Origin of the sequence: Cupriavidus metallidurans CH34, from assembly GCF_000196015.1 — a bacterium.
Lineage (GTDB): Bacteria > Pseudomonadota > Gammaproteobacteria > Burkholderiales > Burkholderiaceae > Cupriavidus > Cupriavidus metallidurans.
The window spans coordinates 1,117,985-1,133,182 of sequence record NC_007973.1 but is presented as its reverse complement, the minus strand read 5'-3'; the positions used below and the strand labels follow the sequence as shown (position 1 = coordinate 1,133,182).

The 15,198-nt window shown below is 64.7% G+C and carries 14 protein-coding genes; 7 read left to right on the top strand and 7 right to left on the bottom strand.

All coding sequences use genetic code 11. The features are described 5' to 3' along the window. Positions 1–89: 89 nt before the first annotated feature. Genes RMET_RS05240 through RMET_RS05230 form a run of 3 tightly spaced genes read right to left on the bottom strand, consistent with a single transcriptional unit; the run spans position 90 to position 2,961 of the window. Positions 90–917, bottom strand: coding sequence for a TatD family hydrolase (locus tag RMET_RS05240; protein WP_011515833.1), 828 nt, complete (start codon positions 915–917; stop codon positions 90–92). Between the two features lie 51 nt (positions 918–968). Next, positions 969–1,718, bottom strand: coding sequence for an ABC transporter ATP-binding protein (locus RMET_RS05235; RefSeq protein ID WP_011515832.1), 750 nt, complete (start codon positions 1,716–1,718; stop codon positions 969–971). Then, complete coding sequence (locus RMET_RS05230; RefSeq protein WP_011515831.1) at positions 1,711–2,961, bottom strand: lipoprotein-releasing ABC transporter permease subunit; 1,251 nt, start codon at positions 2,959–2,961, stop codon at positions 1,711–1,713. Before RMET_RS05230 ends, RMET_RS05235 begins: the two co-directional genes overlap by 8 nt. 103 nt (positions 2,962–3,064) lie before the next feature. Here RMET_RS05230 and RMET_RS05225 point away from each other — a divergent pair, with 103 nt between their 5' ends. Together RMET_RS05225 and recJ are read left to right on the top strand one after the other, a co-directional pair. After that, positions 3,065–4,183, top strand: coding sequence for a hypothetical protein (locus RMET_RS05225; RefSeq protein WP_011515830.1), 1,119 nt, complete (start codon positions 3,065–3,067; stop codon positions 4,181–4,183). A gap of 46 nt (positions 4,184–4,229) precedes the next feature. Further along, positions 4,230–5,930, top strand: a complete 1,701-nt coding sequence (recJ, locus tag RMET_RS05220) for a single-stranded-DNA-specific exonuclease RecJ (protein ID WP_011515829.1) — start codon at positions 4,230–4,232, stop codon at positions 5,928–5,930. A 74-nt stretch (positions 5,931–6,004) separates the two neighbouring features. Here the strand turns inward: recJ and RMET_RS05215 are convergent, their stop codons facing one another. Further along, positions 6,005–6,727 carry a M23 family metallopeptidase gene (locus tag RMET_RS05215; RefSeq protein ID WP_011515828.1) on the bottom strand — a complete coding sequence of 241 codons (723 nt, stop codon included), beginning with the start codon at positions 6,725–6,727 and terminating at the stop codon, positions 6,005–6,007. A gap of 204 nt (positions 6,728–6,931) precedes the next feature. Here RMET_RS05215 and prfB point away from each other — a divergent pair. The 5 genes from prfB to RMET_RS05190 all read left to right on the top strand — a co-directional run bounded on the left by prfB (position 6,932) and on the right by RMET_RS05190 (position 12,666). Further along, positions 6,932–8,036, top strand: a protein-coding gene (gene prfB / locus RMET_RS05210) for a peptide chain release factor 2 (RefSeq protein WP_104669723.1) whose coding sequence is annotated in 2 segments (ribosomal slippage) — positions 6,932–7,012 and positions 7,014–8,036 — 1,104 coding nt in all. Because the reading frame shifts where the segments join, the coding sequence is not laid out codon by codon here. 135 nt (positions 8,037–8,171) lie between these two features. Next, the gene (locus RMET_RS05205; protein WP_008649271.1) at positions 8,172–8,942 is read left to right on the top strand and encodes an SDR family oxidoreductase; all 771 of its coding nucleotides are present in this window, start codon (positions 8,172–8,174) and stop codon (positions 8,940–8,942) included. Positions 8,943–9,001: 59 nt separating this feature from the next. After that, the gene (lysS, locus tag RMET_RS05200; protein ID WP_011515826.1) at positions 9,002–10,549 is read left to right on the top strand and encodes a lysine--tRNA ligase; all 1,548 of its coding nucleotides are present in this window, start codon (positions 9,002–9,004) and stop codon (positions 10,547–10,549) included. Positions 10,550–10,826: 277 nt separating this feature from the next. Then, entirely contained in the window at positions 10,827–11,531 is a 705-nt protein-coding gene (locus RMET_RS05195) for a glycine zipper 2TM domain-containing protein (RefSeq protein WP_011515825.1), read from the top strand. A gap of 238 nt (positions 11,532–11,769) precedes the next feature. After that, positions 11,770–12,666 (top strand): hypothetical protein, encoded by an 897-nt coding sequence (locus RMET_RS05190; RefSeq protein ID WP_017512714.1) that lies wholly within the window; start codon positions 11,770–11,772, stop codon positions 12,664–12,666. 60 nt (positions 12,667–12,726) lie between these two features. On the opposite strand, the gene iscX is transcribed toward RMET_RS05190, so the two are convergent. From iscX to hscA, 3 genes are read right to left on the bottom strand one after another with little or no spacing between them, the layout of a single operon-like run. Further along, complete coding sequence (iscX, locus tag RMET_RS05185) at positions 12,727–12,921, bottom strand: Fe-S cluster assembly protein IscX (protein WP_008649279.1); 195 nt, start codon at positions 12,919–12,921, stop codon at positions 12,727–12,729. A gap of 22 nt (positions 12,922–12,943) precedes the next feature. After that, a complete protein-coding gene (gene fdx, locus RMET_RS05180) occupies positions 12,944–13,282 on the bottom strand; it encodes an ISC system 2Fe-2S type ferredoxin (protein ID WP_011515823.1) in 339 nt (112 codons plus the stop codon). Positions 13,283–13,323: 41 nt separating this feature from the next. Further along, positions 13,324–15,189, bottom strand: coding sequence for a Fe-S protein assembly chaperone HscA (hscA, locus tag RMET_RS05175; protein WP_011515822.1), 1,866 nt, complete (start codon positions 15,187–15,189; stop codon positions 13,324–13,326). Positions 15,190–15,198 lie beyond the last annotated feature (9 nt).

The window sequence follows — 15,198 nt, the reverse complement described above, 5'->3', positions numbered from 1 at the left end:
TGTACTGCGATTGACAGCTGGGAAACGTGACCGAGCGATACGTTGGTGTGTCAGAAGGTTAAATCTGCGCGCGGAGCGCTGAGGGCCGCCTAGCGAGGGGCCATGACATCCGCGAACGCCGCCAGTCTTGGCAGCGCGGCCACGGAATTGCGCCACATGGTGTCGGCAAGCTCTCGTTCCGAGACGCCGCGCAGCTCGGCCATGACGCGCGCCACGCCCACCACTTCCGCAGGCGTGTTGCGGGCCTTGTGCTGCTCGCCGAACTGATCGTCAGAAAGCCAGGCGGGCGCGATATCGGGCGCGTCCGTTTCCAGCACGATCGACTCGATCGGCAATTCGGCGGCCAGGCGGCGGATCTGCCGCGCGCGGGAAAACGTCACGTTGCCGCCGAATCCGAGCTTCATGCCGTGGGTCACGTAATGGTGCGCCTGATCGTGACTGCCGTTGAACGCATGGGCGATACCCTGCCGCACGCCCGCGCGACGCAGTTGCGCCAGGATCTGGTCCTGCGACTTGCGCACGTGCAGCAGCACGGGCAGGTCGAAGTCGCGCGCGATCTTCAACTGCTCCGCGTACAGCCAGGTTTGATGGGCGGCGTCGAGCCCAGGCACGAAGAAGTCGAGCCCGATTTCGCCAATGGCAACGAGGCGCGGATCGTCGATCGACGCCGTCACCTGGCGGCGCAGTTCATCGAGATCGGCCTGCCCGGCGGCCCGCGAGTACAGCGGGTGGATGCCGAGCGCATAGACACAGCGTGGGTCGGTATGCGCCAGCCCACGCACCACGTCGAAGTTCGCCACTGCCACGGCCGGCAACACAATGCCGGTCACACCGGCAGCCGCAGCCGCGTCCGTGACGTCAGCCCGGTCGGCATCGAACTCGCTGGCGTCGAGGTGGCAGTGCGTGTCGATCCACATGGCGGGGGCTGAATGATAGCGAAGGGAAGACTGTGGGCTGGCTACCGGCGCTCAACGCTCTTGATGCAAGTGACCGTCGCGCAGCCGCAGCACGCGGTCGCAACGGCCAGCCAGGTCGAGGTCGTGGGTGACGATCACGAAGCTCGTGCCCAGCGTGCGTGACAGCTCCAGCATCAGGTCGTACACGCCGCCTGCCGTGTGGTCGTCAAGGTTGCCGGTCGGCTCGTCGGCCAGCACGCAGGCCGGCTTTCCGACCAGCGCGCGGGCAATTGCCACGCGCTGGCGCTCGCCGCCCGAGAGTTCGCCGGGGCGGTGCTTCGAGCGGCCGCCAAGCCCCACGCGCTCAAGAACGGCCTGCGCCTCGGCGCGCGCGGCGGGCTCGCTCAGGCCGCGGATGCGCATTGGCATCGCCACGTTGTCGAGCGCCGTAAACTCCGGCAGCAGATGGTGAAACTGATAGACGAAGCCCAGCGAGCGGTTGCGCACGATATTGCGCTGCTTCTCGCGCAGCGCCGTGAACGGCTTGCCCAGCAGCGCCACGCGGCCGGCGTCGGGGTTGTCGAGCCCGCCCAGCACGTGCAGCAGTGTCGATTTGCCCGAACCGGAAGCACCGACGATGGCCACCTTCTCGCCAGCGTCAACGCGCACATCGACGCCACGCAGGACTTCGACGTCCAGGCCGCCCTGTTTGAAACGCTTGGTCAGGCCCTCGCCCAGCAGGACCGGCGTGCCGGTTGGCGTGCCAGGGCCTTGGGTGCCGGCCTGGAATGAGGCTTCGGGGAGCAGCGTCGTATCACTCATAGCGCAGCGCCTCCGCCGGGTTCACGCGCGAGGCGCGCCAGCTCGGGTAGATCGTGGCCAGCGACGCCAGCACGAAGGAAATGATACCGATGGTAGCGATGTCGTTCATGCGCGGGTCCGAAGGCAATTCGCTAATGAAGTAGATGTCCTTGGGCAGGAACTGCACATGCAGGATCCGCTCGATGAAAGGCACGATCACGTCGATATTGGTGGCGATCAGCGTGCCGCCCAATACGCCGAGCAAGGTGCCGATGAAGCCGATGGCCACGCCTTGAACGATGAAGATCTTCATGATCGAGCGCGGCTGGGCGCCCATCGTGCGCAGGATCGCGATGTCGGCCTGCTTGTCAGTCACGGTCATGACCAGCGTGGACACCAGGTTGAACGCGGCCACGGCGATGATCAGCGTCAGGATGATGAACATCATGCGCTTTTCGGTCTGCACGGCGGCGAACCAGTTGCGGTTCTGCTTCGACCAGTCGCGCAGGTAGAGGTCGCCGCTCATGGTGCCCGCCAGCTCCTGGGCCACCTGCGGCGCGCGCTGCATGTCCTGCAGTTTCAGTCGCACGCCCGTGGGTCCGCTCTGGCGGAACAGCGTTTCCGCATCGCCGATGTTGATCAGCGCCAGCGCGCTATCGAACTCGTAGTGACCCGACGAGAACACGCCGGCCACGGTGAACTGCTTGAGGCGCGGCAGCATTCCGGCCGGCGTGATCGTGCCTTGCGGCACCACCAGCATCACCTTGTCGCCCACGCGCACGCCCAGTGCATTGGCCAGTTCACTGCCGAGTGCGATGCCGAACCCACCCGGCGCCAGCGCGTTCATGCTGCCGGCGCGAAATTGGTTGGCGATATCCGACACCTTGGGCTCTTCGGCGGGGTCCACGCCGCGCAGCAGCACGCCGCGCACCACGTCTTCCCGCGTCATCATGGCCTGGGCCGCCACATACGGCGCGGCGCCCACCACTTCCTTGTTGCGCAGGGCCTCGGCGGCCGTCTTCTGCCAGTCCGTCAGCGGCGCGGCGCCGATGACTTCGATGTGCGACAGCACCGACAGCATCCGATCGCGCACTTCCTTCTGGAAGCCGTTCATGACCGAGAGCACGACGATCAGGGCGGCCACGCCAAGCGCGATGCCCATCATCGAAATCATCGAAATGAATGAAATGAACGTATTGCGGCTGGCGCGCTTGCTCGCGCGGGTGTAGCGCCAGCCGATCTGCCATTCGTAAGGAAAGTTCAAGAGGAGTCCTGTTGTTCGAGGAAAAGCGCCGACGGCAGTTTATCGGTTATCCGGTCACGGGAAACTGGCGCCGGCCAGCCGGGAGTTTACAATCTCGCCAACCATGATGACGCACCTGACCCTGATTGTGCCTTTTTCCGTCCCGCCCGGTGCCGGCGACGACGCCTCGGACGATGTCGTGCCCGGTGCGCTGTTGCGGCAGTTGGAGTTGCCGGCGCTCGGAAAGTTGCTGACGCGCGCCACCCCCGGCCCTCGCGAGACGCACGACGATCCCTACCTGCGCACCCTGCCGCAGGAGCGCTGGCTGGCCGGACGGGCCGGGCTGGATACCACGCGAGTGCCGACTGCGCCCTTCATGCGGCTGGCGGACCACCGCGGCGCCACCCCGCCCCCCACGCAGGCCGCCGGGGAAGGCGGCTGGGCCTGCCTGCAGCCAGTCCACATCCATGCCGCGCGGGATCACCTGGTGCTGATGCACCCGGATCAGCTCGACATCCGCCCCGACGAGACAGCCGCCCTGCACGCCGCCATCGCCGGTCTGCTGGACGAGGCAGGCATCACGATCGATACCCCCCACCCCGCCCGCTGGTACATCCCCGATGGCATGTTCGGGGACCTGACCGCGACCACGCCGGTGCGCGCCACGGGCCGCAATATCGATATCTGGATGCAGGCTGGCCCGAAAGCGCGCGACTGGCGCCGCCTGCAGAACGAAATCCAGATGACCTGGCACGGGCACCCGGTGAACGAGGCGCGCGAAGCCGAAGGACGGTTGACCGTCAATTCCGTGTGGCTGCACGGCGGCGGCAGGGCCAACGCGGCGCGCAAGCTGGCCGACACGGTGCTGACCGACGATCCGTTCCTGGCCGGGCTGGGCCTGGCCGGTGGCAGCCGCCTGGGGCCGCAGCCGGCCCGCTTCGCCGACATCGCCGATACCGATGGCTCGGTCATGACGCTGCTCGACAGCGCCACCGAGGCCCATATCGCTGCGGACTGGGGGCTGTGGCTGGAGCGGATGCACACGCTCGACGCCGAATGGTTCGCGCCGGTGCTGGACGCGCTCGGCGAGGGCCGGATTCAGGCCGTGACGCTGGTGCTCGGCGGCGAAAACCACTTTGCCGAGTTCACCGTCACACGGGCCGACCTGCGCAAGTTCTGGCGCGGGCTGGGCTCGCGCGGAGACTGGCGCGCCCTGCTGTCCGACCTGGCCATGGTCTCCTGACCCGGCGGCCTGACATCACATTGACGAATTCGAACGCGAACGCCACATGACCCGGATTGCCATCCGCTCCTTCTCCGACGAACACGCAAAGGCCCTGGCGGCCTCGGGTCTGCATCCGACGCTGGCGCGCATCCTGTCCGCGCGCGGCGTAGCCCAACCCTCCGAACTGGCCACGGACCTGCCCGAACTGGCGCCGCCGGCCAGCATGAAAGGCATCGGCCATGCGGCCGAGTACCTGGCCGACGCGATTGCCGCGAATCGCAAGCTGCTGATCGTGGCTGACTACGATTGCGATGGCGCCACGGCCTGCGCGGTGGGCGTGCGCGGGCTGCGCATGCTGGGCGCGCGCGTCGACTACATCGTGCCGAACCGCTTCGAGTACGGCTACGGGCTGACGCCGGAGATCGTCGAACTGGCGGCCCGGCAACATCCTGACGTGATCGTCACGGTCGACAACGGCATCGCCAGCGTCGACGGCGTGGCGGCCGCCAACGCACGCGGCATCGACGTCGTGGTGACCGACCACCACCTGCCCGGCGAGACGTTGCCCGAGGCTGCGGTGATCGTGAACCCGAACCAACCGGGATGCGAGTTCCCGAGCAAGAACCTGGCGGGTGTCGGGGTGATGTTCTATGTGCTGCTGGCCCTGCGCGCCGAGTTGCGCCGCCGCGGCGTGTACACCCAGGCCACCCAGCCGCCGCTGCAAACCCTGCTGGACCTCGTGGCGCTGGGCACGGTGGCCGACGTGGTCAAACTGGACACGAACAACCGGATTCTGGTGGCCCAGGGGCTGAAGCGCATGCGCGCAGGACGGATGCATCCCGGCGTGGCGGCACTGTTCCGTGCCGCCGGCCGCGAAGCCTCGCGCGCAAACACGTTCGACCTCGGCTTCGGCCTGGGCCCGCGTCTGAATGCGGCGGGCCGGCTGGCGGATATGTCGCTCGGCATCGAGTGCCTGCTGACCGACGACGCCAATCGCGCCTGGGAAATCGCCCAGGAACTGGACGGCATGAACCGCGAGCGGCGCGATATCGAGGCTGGAATGCAGCAGGAAGCACTTCAGATCCTCGAACAGCCGCTAGCCGGGCTGGACCCGACATCGCGTCACACCGTCAGCGTGTTCCATGACACGTGGCACCAGGGCGTGATCGGCATCGTCGCATCGCGGCTCAAGGAAAAATTCCACCGCCCGACCATCACGTTCGCGCCCGGCGACGAGGAGCACATCAAGGGTTCAGGGCGATCGATCCCCGGTTTTCACCTGCGCGACGCGCTGGATCTGGTGTCGAAGCGCCACCCGGGACTGCTGGTCAAGTTCGGCGGACACGCGATGGCGGCCGGTTTGACCGTGCGCGCCAAGGACTTCGACACCTTTGTCAGCGCGTTTGAGGAAGTTGGCCGCGAATGGCTGACCGATGACCAATTGGCGCGTGTGATCGAGACTGATGGCGATATCGAGGATGCGTGCTTCAGCCCGGAATTCGTCACCCTGCTGGAAGGTCAGGTCTGGGGCCAGGGTTTCCCGGCACCAACGTTCTGCGGCGAGTTCGACGTATTGCGCCAGACCGTGCTCAAGGGCAAGCACCTGAAACTCCAGCTCGGTCGGGGCAGCCAGCGCTTCGACGCCATCTGGTTCAACCATGCCGATGCGCTTGATGGCGCCAGCGCGATGGTGGCTTACCGGCTCGACAACAACACATTCAACGGAATGACCCGGGTGCAACTGGTGATCGAGCACGCGCAGTAAGGGCAGCCGCTTGTTTTCTCCTCTGCCGCCTGTGGGAGAGGGAAGCGAACCGCCTAACAGGCGGCTCTTACCCCCTAGCCCCGAGAAGGCAGATAATTCGCCGGATTGAGCGGCCGACCGTTGCCGCGCACCTCGAAATGCAGTTCGGCGGCCTGCGCCATGCTGCCAATCTCCTGACCAGCGGTAACGCGATCGCCCTCCTTGACCAGCGGCTTGTCCAGGTTGCCGTAGACGGTCAGCCAGTCGTCGTTGTGCTTGACGATGACCAACATGCCGTAGCCACGCAGCGTGCCGACGTGAATCGCCCAGCCCGGCGCGGCCGCGCGGACCTTGCCGCCAGCCGGTACCTCGATGCGCATTCCCTTCTCCGCCGGCGGCGCGAAACGGCCCGAGACACGGCCATCGGCTGGCCATTGCAGGCTGATCGAACTGGCCGGCGGCTTGGCGGACGGCATGTCCTGGACGGGACGCGCGGGCTTGTCGGACTGCGGCGTCGTCGCCGCCGATGTGGAGGCCCCGCCGGGCGGACGAACGCGAATCAGTTGCCCAACCTCGATCTGGTTGGTGTTCGACATATTGTTCCAGCGTGCCAGTTCGGACACCGAGCGCTTGTTCCGGCGCGCGATCGAATACAGCGTATCGCCACGCTCGACGCGGTAGAAGCCGTCCGGAGCCGGCTCGGTCGGCGTGGTGCCGCAGGCTGCCAGCAGGGCGGACAGGGAAATCGCGGCGAGGCTGCCGAGCGCGCCCAGGGCACGGCGGCGGGTCTGCAGATTGGCGTGGTGCGTTCGATTCATGCGCCGGAATTACTCCTGAAAAATGGCGCCGGGGTGGGCGCGGTTCGGGCGTTATTGTCGCCGAAGCGGCGAGAAGGCTCCGCGAATAGACCGTTCGCTGCGCGAACGGTTCGCATTTTCGTTGCGAGAACTGTCCGCCCCACCCCGGATTTGCCCCGTCAATCCGCTATAATTCCCGGTTTTGAAGCGCAAGAACACTACAACATGGAAGCAGAACGCCTGAACGCTATCTCCGGTGCAATCTCCGATCTCCGTTCCCGGACGGAAGATCTACGGGGGTATCTTTGACTACGATGTCAAAGTAAACCGGCTGGATGAAGTCAACGGGTTGCTCGAAGACCCCGACGTCTGGAACAACCCCAAGCGAGCCCAGGACCTGGGCAAGGAAAAGAAGGCGCTGGAAGGCGTCGTGCAGGTACTCGGCAAGCTGACCGACGACCTCAACGGCACGGACGAGCTGTTCGAGCTTGCCCGCGAGGAAGGCGACGACGAGACACTCGAATCCATCGAGGCCGACGTCTCTGGCTTCGAGGCCCTGGTGGCGGACATGGAGTTCCGCCGCATGTTCTCGGGCGAGATGGACCAGGCCAATGCGTTCATCGACATCCAGGCGGGCGCCGGCGGCACCGAGGCCTGCGACTGGGCGTCGATGCTGCTGCGCCAGTACCTGAAGTACTGCGAGCGCAAGGGTTTCAAGGCCGAAGTGCTGGAAGAATCCGAAGGCGACGTAGCCGGCATCAAGAGCGCGACGATCAAGGTCGAGGGCGAATACGCGTTCGGCTACCTGCGCACGGAAACCGGTGTGCATCGCCTGGTGCGGAAGTCGCCGTTCGATTCGTCGGGCGGGCGCCATACGTCGTTCTCGTCGGTCTTCGTCTACCCCGAGGTGGATGATTCGTTCGAGGTGGAGGTCAACCCGGCCGATCTGCGCGTGGATACCTACCGCGCGTCGGGTGCCGGTGGTCAGCACATCAACAAGACCGACTCCGCCGTGCGGATTACGCACATGCCTACCGGCATCGTCGTGCAGTGCCAGAACGACCGTTCGCAGCACCGCAACCGCGCCGAGGCCATGTCCATGCTGAAGTCGCGCCTGTACGAGCATGAAATGCGCAAGCGTCAGGCGGAAGCCGACAAGCTCGAAGCCGGCAAGACGGACGTGGGCTGGGGCCACCAGATCCGCTCGTACGTGCTGGACCAGAGCCGTATCAAGGACCTGCGCACCAACGTGGAAATGTCCAACACCCAGAAGGTGCTGGATGGTGACCTCGACCCGTTCATCGAGGCCAGCCTGAAACAGGGGTTGTAATCCAGACGCCTGATACTCAGGTCCTGGCAATTTCTGCCGAAGATTGCAGATAGACGTCGCCGCGCAATGTCCCCGGACAAACTCGGGGCCTGCGCGGTGATTCCGATGCCATCTCACTGAACAAGGTCCACTCACATGACCACCGGAACGCCCCGCTCCACCCATCTCTACATCGTCACCGGCGCCTCGCGCGGCCTGGGGGCCGCCCTGGTTCGCGCGCTGCTGGTACCCGGCAACCGCGTAATCGGCGTGGCGCGCAGCCGCAACCCCGAGCTCGAGGCCGAGGCTACGGCCAGCGGCGTGCGCGTGGCCTGGCATCTGCAGGATCTGTCGCAGCCTGGCCCGTCGGCCGGCTGGCTGGCGAGCGTGCTCGATGCCGTGGAAGAGGCGCCCGCCAGCATCACCCTGATCCTGAACGCCGGGGTCGTCGAGCCGATCGGTCCGATCACGCAACTGCATGACAGCACGCTGGTGCCGCATCTGCAGACCAACCTGGTCACGCCGATGACCATGACCGGTGCGTTCATCGAACATACGGTGCGCTTCGATTGCCCGCGCAAGGTGCTGGCAATCTCGTCGGGCGCCGCGCGCAACCCCGTACCGGGGTGGTCTGCCTACTGCGCCGGCAAGGCTGGCCTGGACATGTTCATCCGCTCGGTGAACACCGAGTACGCGAGCGTGCCCGAGCCGCGCACCTTGCGCGCCGTGGCGCTGGCGCCGGGCGTGGTGGATACCGGAATGCAGGAAACCATCCGCGGCGCGGATTTCGCCCAGGTGCAACGCTTCCGCGACCTCAAGGACAACGAACAGCTCGCCTCGCCTGACGATACCGCCCGGCGCATCGTGGCCTATCTGGCCCGTCCCGATTTCGGCACCACCGAACTCGACGACATCCGCAAATACTGAACCGATACATTGAACCGAACCCGCGCGACGCTCCGCGCCGCGCGATCGAACCTCACATCATGACCGAACCGACCCGCGCCCAAGCCGCCACGCCCACCACCGAAGGGCTTGCCGTAGATGAGAACAAGATCATCGCCGAGCGGCGCGAGAAACTGCAGGCCCTGCGCCAGCAAGGCGTGGCCTTCCCCAACGATTTCCAGCCGACGCACCAGGCCGGCGCGCTGCACGCGCAGTATGGCGAAACGGACCAGGCCACGCTGGAAGCCAGCCCCGTGGAAGTGTCCATCGCCGGACGCATGATGCTCAAGCGCGTGATGGGCAAGGCCAGCTTCGCCACGGTCCAGGACGGCAGCGGCCAGATCCAGTTCTACATCACGCGCGACAAGGTCGGTGAAGACGTCTATGCCGCGTTCAAGCACTGGGACCTCGGCGACATCATCAGCGCGCGCGGAGAACTGTTCCGCACGAACAAGGGCGAGTTGTCGGTGCAGGTGCGCGAACTGCGCCTGCTGTCGAAGGCACTGCGTCCCCTGCCGGACAAGTTCCATGGCCTGGCCGACCAGGAAACCAAATACCGCCAGCGCTATGTGGACCTGATCGTCTCGCCGGAAACGCGCAGCACGTTCCGCGCCCGCACCCAGGCCATCTCGTCGATCCGCCGCCATATGGCCGATGCCGGCTTTATGGAAGTGGAAACGCCGATGCTGCACCCGATTCCGGGTGGCGCGGCGGCCAAGCCGTTCATCACGCACCACAACGCACTGGACATGCAGATGTTCATGCGCATCGCGCCCGAGCTCTATCTGAAGCGCCTGATCGTCGGCGGCTTCGAGCGCGTGTTCGAAATCAACCGCAACTTCCGTAACGAAGGGGTGAGCCCGCGCCACAACCCCGAGTTCACGATGATGGAGTTCTACGCGGCCTACACGGATTACCGTTGGCTGATGGACTTCACCGAGAACCTGATCCGTCAGGCCGCAATTGACGCGCGTGGCAGCGCCACGGTGACGTACCAGGGCCGCGAACTTGATCTGTCCAAGCCGTTCCATCGCCTGACGATCTGCGGGGCGATCCAGAAGTACGCGCCGGAATACACCGACGCGCAGCTTGCCGATGCCGACTTCCTGCGCGCCGAGCTCAAGAACAAGTTCAAGATCAATACCAGCGCGCCGCAGTTCCTGAACGCCGGCCTGGGCACGCTGCAACTGGTGCTCTTCGAGGAAACCGCCGAAGCGCAACTCTGGGAACCGACCTACATCGTCGACTACCCGGTCGAGGTATCGCCGCTGGCGCGCGGCTCGGACACGCAGCCGGGCATTACCGAACGCTTCGAACTGTTCATCACGGGCCGCGAGATCGCCAACGGCTTCTCCGAGCTTAACGACCCGGAAGACCAGGCCGAACGTTTCCGCAAGCAGGTCGAGCAGAAGGATGCGGGCGACGAGGAAGCGATGTACTTCGACGCCGATTACATCCGCGCGCTCGAGTACGGCATGCCTCCGACAGGCGGCTGCGGTATCGGCATCGACCGCCTGGTGATGCTGCTGACCGACAGCCCGAACATCCGCGACGTAATCCTGTTCCCGCACCTGCGCCGCGAGGACTGATTCTCAAGGCCGGTCCCACCGGCCGGTGAGAATATGACCTTGAACGAGAGCCCCGCCCACGCGGGGCTTTTGCTTTGTTGGGGCGCCCGGCCACTGCACATCGCGTGCCCGATTGTTACAACGTGGTCGTCAACGATGATCGAGCACAGATATAAGCCATTGATTGCCAAGCATTTTTTCGACTACAGATGCTTACAAAAACGAACGGTAATGCGCCCCGGTATCGGCCAAACTTAAAACTATCCACTGCGCATGCGGTGACCTGGAGAACAAGCAAATGTCTGGTCCGGAAACCCTCCCCTCCTTGCCGACCCAACGCCGCCTGAATCCGCTGATTGGCGCGGCGGCTGTGTCGATCGTCGTTGCCAGCCTCGCGGCCGTGGCAGCGATCACGGGTGTGCTGCCGATCAGCAAGGCCAACCAAGGTGGCACCGAGCCCACCGCGGCACAGTACAACGCGCAACCCGCCACGCAAGCGGAGACGCAAACACCTGCACCCGGCTCGACCACACGCCCGCCGGCCTATGACAGGCAGTACGCCCAAAACGCAATGCCACAGGCGCCTGCCCAGCAGCAGCAGCAGCAACAACAACAACAACAACAACAACAACAACCGTCGCAGACCGAGCCGAATACCGCCGCACGGGCCAGCCATACGGCTGGCCATGTAACCGGCGTGCAAGCGGTGGAATCTGAAAAGCCGACCTCCGGTCTTGGCGCGGTGGGTGGTGCGGTAGTGGGCGGCCTGCTCGGCAACCAGATCGGCAGCGGCAATGGCCGCATACTGGGGACTGTCGCGGGCGCGGCAGCCGGCGGCTTCGGCGGCAACTATGCCGAGAAGAAGCTGAACACGAACAAGTCCTACCGCGTCAGCGTGCAGATGGACGACGGCTCGCGCCGCACGTTCACTTACCAGAACCCTCCGGGTGTGGAAGTTGGACAGCGCGTGCACCTCGAGCGTGGTGTGCTGGTGACGGGCTGACAGCAGCGCGTTCAAGCCAATCAGCAAGACTCTGATCTGGCGCAACCTTGAACCAGGGGCTGGCTTTTTGCCGGCCCTCATTGTTAAGATGGCCCGATTTCTTTGCTGGCCACTTGTAATGTTGTTGTCTGAAGTTCTGTCTTTTCTGTCGCACCGTCTACGCATATCAGTCCTGTTGTTGAGCGCCACCGCGTGGATGACACCCGTCCACGGACAGGAGGTGCTTGTACTAGGAGGCTTGCAACGCTCCGACCAGGGTGGTGAATCCAGCTACGGCTACACCTACAGCTACCAGCACAATCTGTCCGAGAACTGGTACGCATCGTTCTCCTACCTGAACGAAGGCCATATCCCCGACCACCATCGCGATGGTCACAGCGTTCAGCTCTGGTGGCGCTATCCATTTGCTGACCGGAATTTCAACGTCGCCGTCGGTATTGGCCCCTATCGCTATTTCGACACCACCAGCCGAAGCTCAGGCAATGGCTCCGACAACGACCACGGCTGGGGCGCATTGGCCAGCTTGTCAGCCACCTGGTATGTCAACGGCGGCCCGTGGATGGTGCAGGCGCGATACAACCGCGCGCAGACGCGGTCGAGCATCAAGACCAATACGCTGCTGCTCGGCGTGGGCTACCAGCTCGATCGTGGCGATCGCGGCGGACCCGTGGTGCCGCCCCCGTCTCGCACGAATAACGTCACGCAGAATGAATTCACCGTCTTCCTGGGCGGGACCATCGTGAACACGTTCAATTCGGAAACGTCGTTCGCCAAAGCGATCGAATACCGGCGCGGCCTGAGCCGCTACCTGTCAGGCACGGTGAGCTATATCAATGAAGGCCAGAACGCCGCATTGCGCCGCAATGGCGTGGCCGCGCAGTTGTGGGTGGAGCGCGCATTCTTCAACGACAAGCTGACGCTGGGCGTTGGCGCCGGGCCCTACTACGCGATCGACCTGAGCGATCACGGCCAGGCCGCACCCGAGACACCGTCGCGGTGGTCGGGGCTGATGACGATGTCGGCCAGTTACCGGATCAACCAGCAATGGTCAGCACGCCTGTCGTGGAACCGGACGGTGACCGGCTATGACCGGGACACGGACATCATCATGGGCGGTATCGGCTACCGCTTCTGACGCGGAAAACAAAAAAGCACGGCATGATCACCGTGCTTTTTTCTCAAAGGTCACGCAGGCTTACTGCGCTTCCTCGATCCACGCTGCCTGAATCGCCTCCAGGATCTTCTCGCCCGAACGCTCGGGCAGATCGCTAAAGTCGTCGAGTTCGAGCACCCACTGGCGCAGTTGCGTGAAGCGCACCGTCAGCGGATCGACCTCCGGAAATTTGTCGTACAGCGCGGCGGCGATATCGTAGGTATCAGTCCATTTCATGAGGAAACTCCGGGCGTCAGGCTCAGTGGCCTTCCTTGGCATGGTTGATCGTGTACTTCGGAATCTCGACGGTCAGGTCGTCGTCCGCCACCAGCGCCTGGCACGACAGGCGTGAATTCGGCTCGAGACCCCATGCCTTGTCGAGCAGGTCTTCTTCCTTTTCTTCGGCGTCTTCGAGCGAATTGAAACCCTCGCGCACGATCACGTGGCAGGTGGTGCAGGCGCACGACTTCTCGCACGCATGCTCGATCTCAATGCCATTGGCAAGCAACGCGTCGCAGACGCTCGTGCCGGTGTTGGCTTCGAAGACAGCCCCTTCGGGACACAACTCGACGTGGGGCAATACGATGATCTGTGGCATTTCTATCCTGTTGTCTTTCCGCGGCGCGGGTAGCGCCGCCTTCAGCCGATTTCCTGAACCTTCTTGCCGGCCAGCGCGCTCTTGATCGAGCGGTCCATGCGGCGTGCGGCAAACTCGTCGGTGCCTTGCGAGAGGCGTTCGACCGCCGCCTTGATCGCGCGATGGTCCTCGCCCTTGGCGATTTCGCTCACATTGGCCATCAACTCGTCGACTGCGGCACGCTCGTCGGCGGACAGCAGGTTGCCGTCGGTTTCGAGCGCACGCGTGGTGGCTTCCACCAGACGCGCGGCTTCCACGCGTTCCTCGGCCAGCGCGCGGTTCTTCATGTCGTGCTCGGCTTCCTGGAAGCTCTCCTGCAACATGCGGGCGATATCGTCATCGGCCAGGCCATACGAAGGCTTGACCGACACCGATGCTTCCACCCCGGAACCGGTCTCGCGGGCCGACACTGACAGCAGGCCGTCAGCATCCACCTGGTAGGTCACGCGGATACGCGCCGCGCCGGCCACCATCGGCGGAATGCCGCGCAGTTCGAAGCGCGCCAGCGAACGGCAGTCGCTGGCCAGCTCGCGCTCGCCTTGCAGCACGTGAATCGCCATTGCGGTCTGGCCGTCCTTGAACGTGGTGAACTCCTGCGCGCGCGCCACGGGAATCGTGCTGTTGCGCGGGACGATCTTCTCGACCAGCCCACCCATCGTTTCCACGCCCAGCGAGAGCGGGATCACGTCGAGCAGCAGCCAATCCTCGCCCGGCGCATGGTTGCCGGCCAGCAGGTTGGCCTGCATGGCCGCGCCCAGCGCCACAACCCGGTCCGGATCGAGGTTGGTCAGCGGCTGCTGACCGAAGTAGTCACCCACCGCCTTGCGGATTGCCGGCATTCTCGTGGCGCCGCCCACCAGGACCACGCCCTTCACGTCCTCGGGACCGACACCGGCGTCACGCAGCGCCTTGCGTACCGGCGTCAGCGTCTTCTGCACCAGATTGGCGGTGATCTGTATGAAGGTATCGGCATCCAGCGTGAGATGCACGATCTCGCCGCTCGTCAGCACGGCGTCAATCACCGTGCTGTCACTGGACGACAGCGCTTCCTTCGCCGCGCGGGCGCGCACCATCAGCAGACGCGAGTCTTCGGCAGACAAGGGTTGCAGACCGACCTGCTCGACGATCCAGCACAGCAGGCGCTGGTCGAAGTCGTCGCCACCGAGCGCCGAATCTCCGCCCGTCGACATCACTTCGAACACACCCTTGGTCAGCTTGAGCACCGAGATGTCAAAGGTGCCGCCGCCCAGGTCATATACGGCGTAGATGCCTTCCGCGGCGTTGTCGAGACCGTAGGCAATCGCGGCGGCGGTCGGCTCGTTGAGCAGGCGCAGCACCTCGAGGCCCGCCAGTTGAGCGGCATCCTTGGTGGCTTGACGCTGCGCATCGTCGAAGTACGCCGGCACAGTGATCACGGCACCGACCAGTTCATCACCAAGCGAGTCTTCCGCGCGTTGGCGCAGCGTGGCCAGGATCTCGGCCGAGACTTCCACCGGGCTCTTGATGCCGGCGGCGGTCTTCAGCTGGACCATGCCCGGCGCATCGACAAAGTCGTACAGGCTGTGCTCGATATTGGCCACGTCGCGCACGCCACGGCCCATGAAGCGCTTGACCGAAATGATCGTGTTCTTGGGGTCGCGCACGGCCTCGTCCTGGGCCTTGTAGCCGATATGCGCGTTGCCATTCGGCAAATAACGCACCACGGACGGCAGCAGCGCGCGGCCGTGCTCGTCGGGCAGGACTTCGGGAATGCTGTTGCGCACGGCGGCCACCAGCGAGTTGGTGGTGCCAAGGTCGATACCCACGGCCAATCGGCGCTGATGGGGCGCCGGCGACATGCCGGGTTCGGAAATCTGGAGCAGTGCCATGGTATTTCT

Coding starts and splice junctions, on each gene's coding strand:
- lysS (WP_011515826.1), top strand. CDS start 9,002: ATGACCGAACCGACCCGCGCCCAAGCCGCCACGCCCACCACCGAAGGG.
- iscX (WP_008649279.1), bottom strand. CDS start 12,921: ATGAAATGGACTGATACCTACGATATCGCCGCCGCGCTGTACGACAAA.
- fdx (WP_011515823.1), bottom strand. CDS start 13,282: ATGCCACAGATCATCGTATTGCCCCACGTCGAGTTGTGTCCCGAAGGG.
- RMET_RS05235 (WP_011515832.1), bottom strand. CDS start 1,718: ATGAGTGATACGACGCTGCTCCCCGAAGCCTCATTCCAGGCCGGCACC.
- RMET_RS05240 (WP_011515833.1), bottom strand. CDS start 917: ATGTGGATCGACACGCACTGCCACCTCGACGCCAGCGAGTTCGATGCC.
- RMET_RS05205 (WP_008649271.1), top strand. CDS start 8,172: ATGACCACCGGAACGCCCCGCTCCACCCATCTCTACATCGTCACCGGC.
- RMET_RS05215 (WP_011515828.1), bottom strand. CDS start 6,727: ATGAATCGAACGCACCACGCCAATCTGCAGACCCGCCGCCGTGCCCTG.
- recJ (WP_011515829.1), top strand. CDS start 4,230: ATGACCCGGATTGCCATCCGCTCCTTCTCCGACGAACACGCAAAGGCC.
- RMET_RS05225 (WP_011515830.1), top strand. CDS start 3,065: ATGATGACGCACCTGACCCTGATTGTGCCTTTTTCCGTCCCGCCCGGT.
- RMET_RS05195 (WP_011515825.1), top strand. CDS start 10,827: ATGTCTGGTCCGGAAACCCTCCCCTCCTTGCCGACCCAACGCCGCCTG.
- hscA (WP_011515822.1), bottom strand. CDS start 15,189: ATGGCACTGCTCCAGATTTCCGAACCCGGCATGTCGCCGGCGCCCCAT.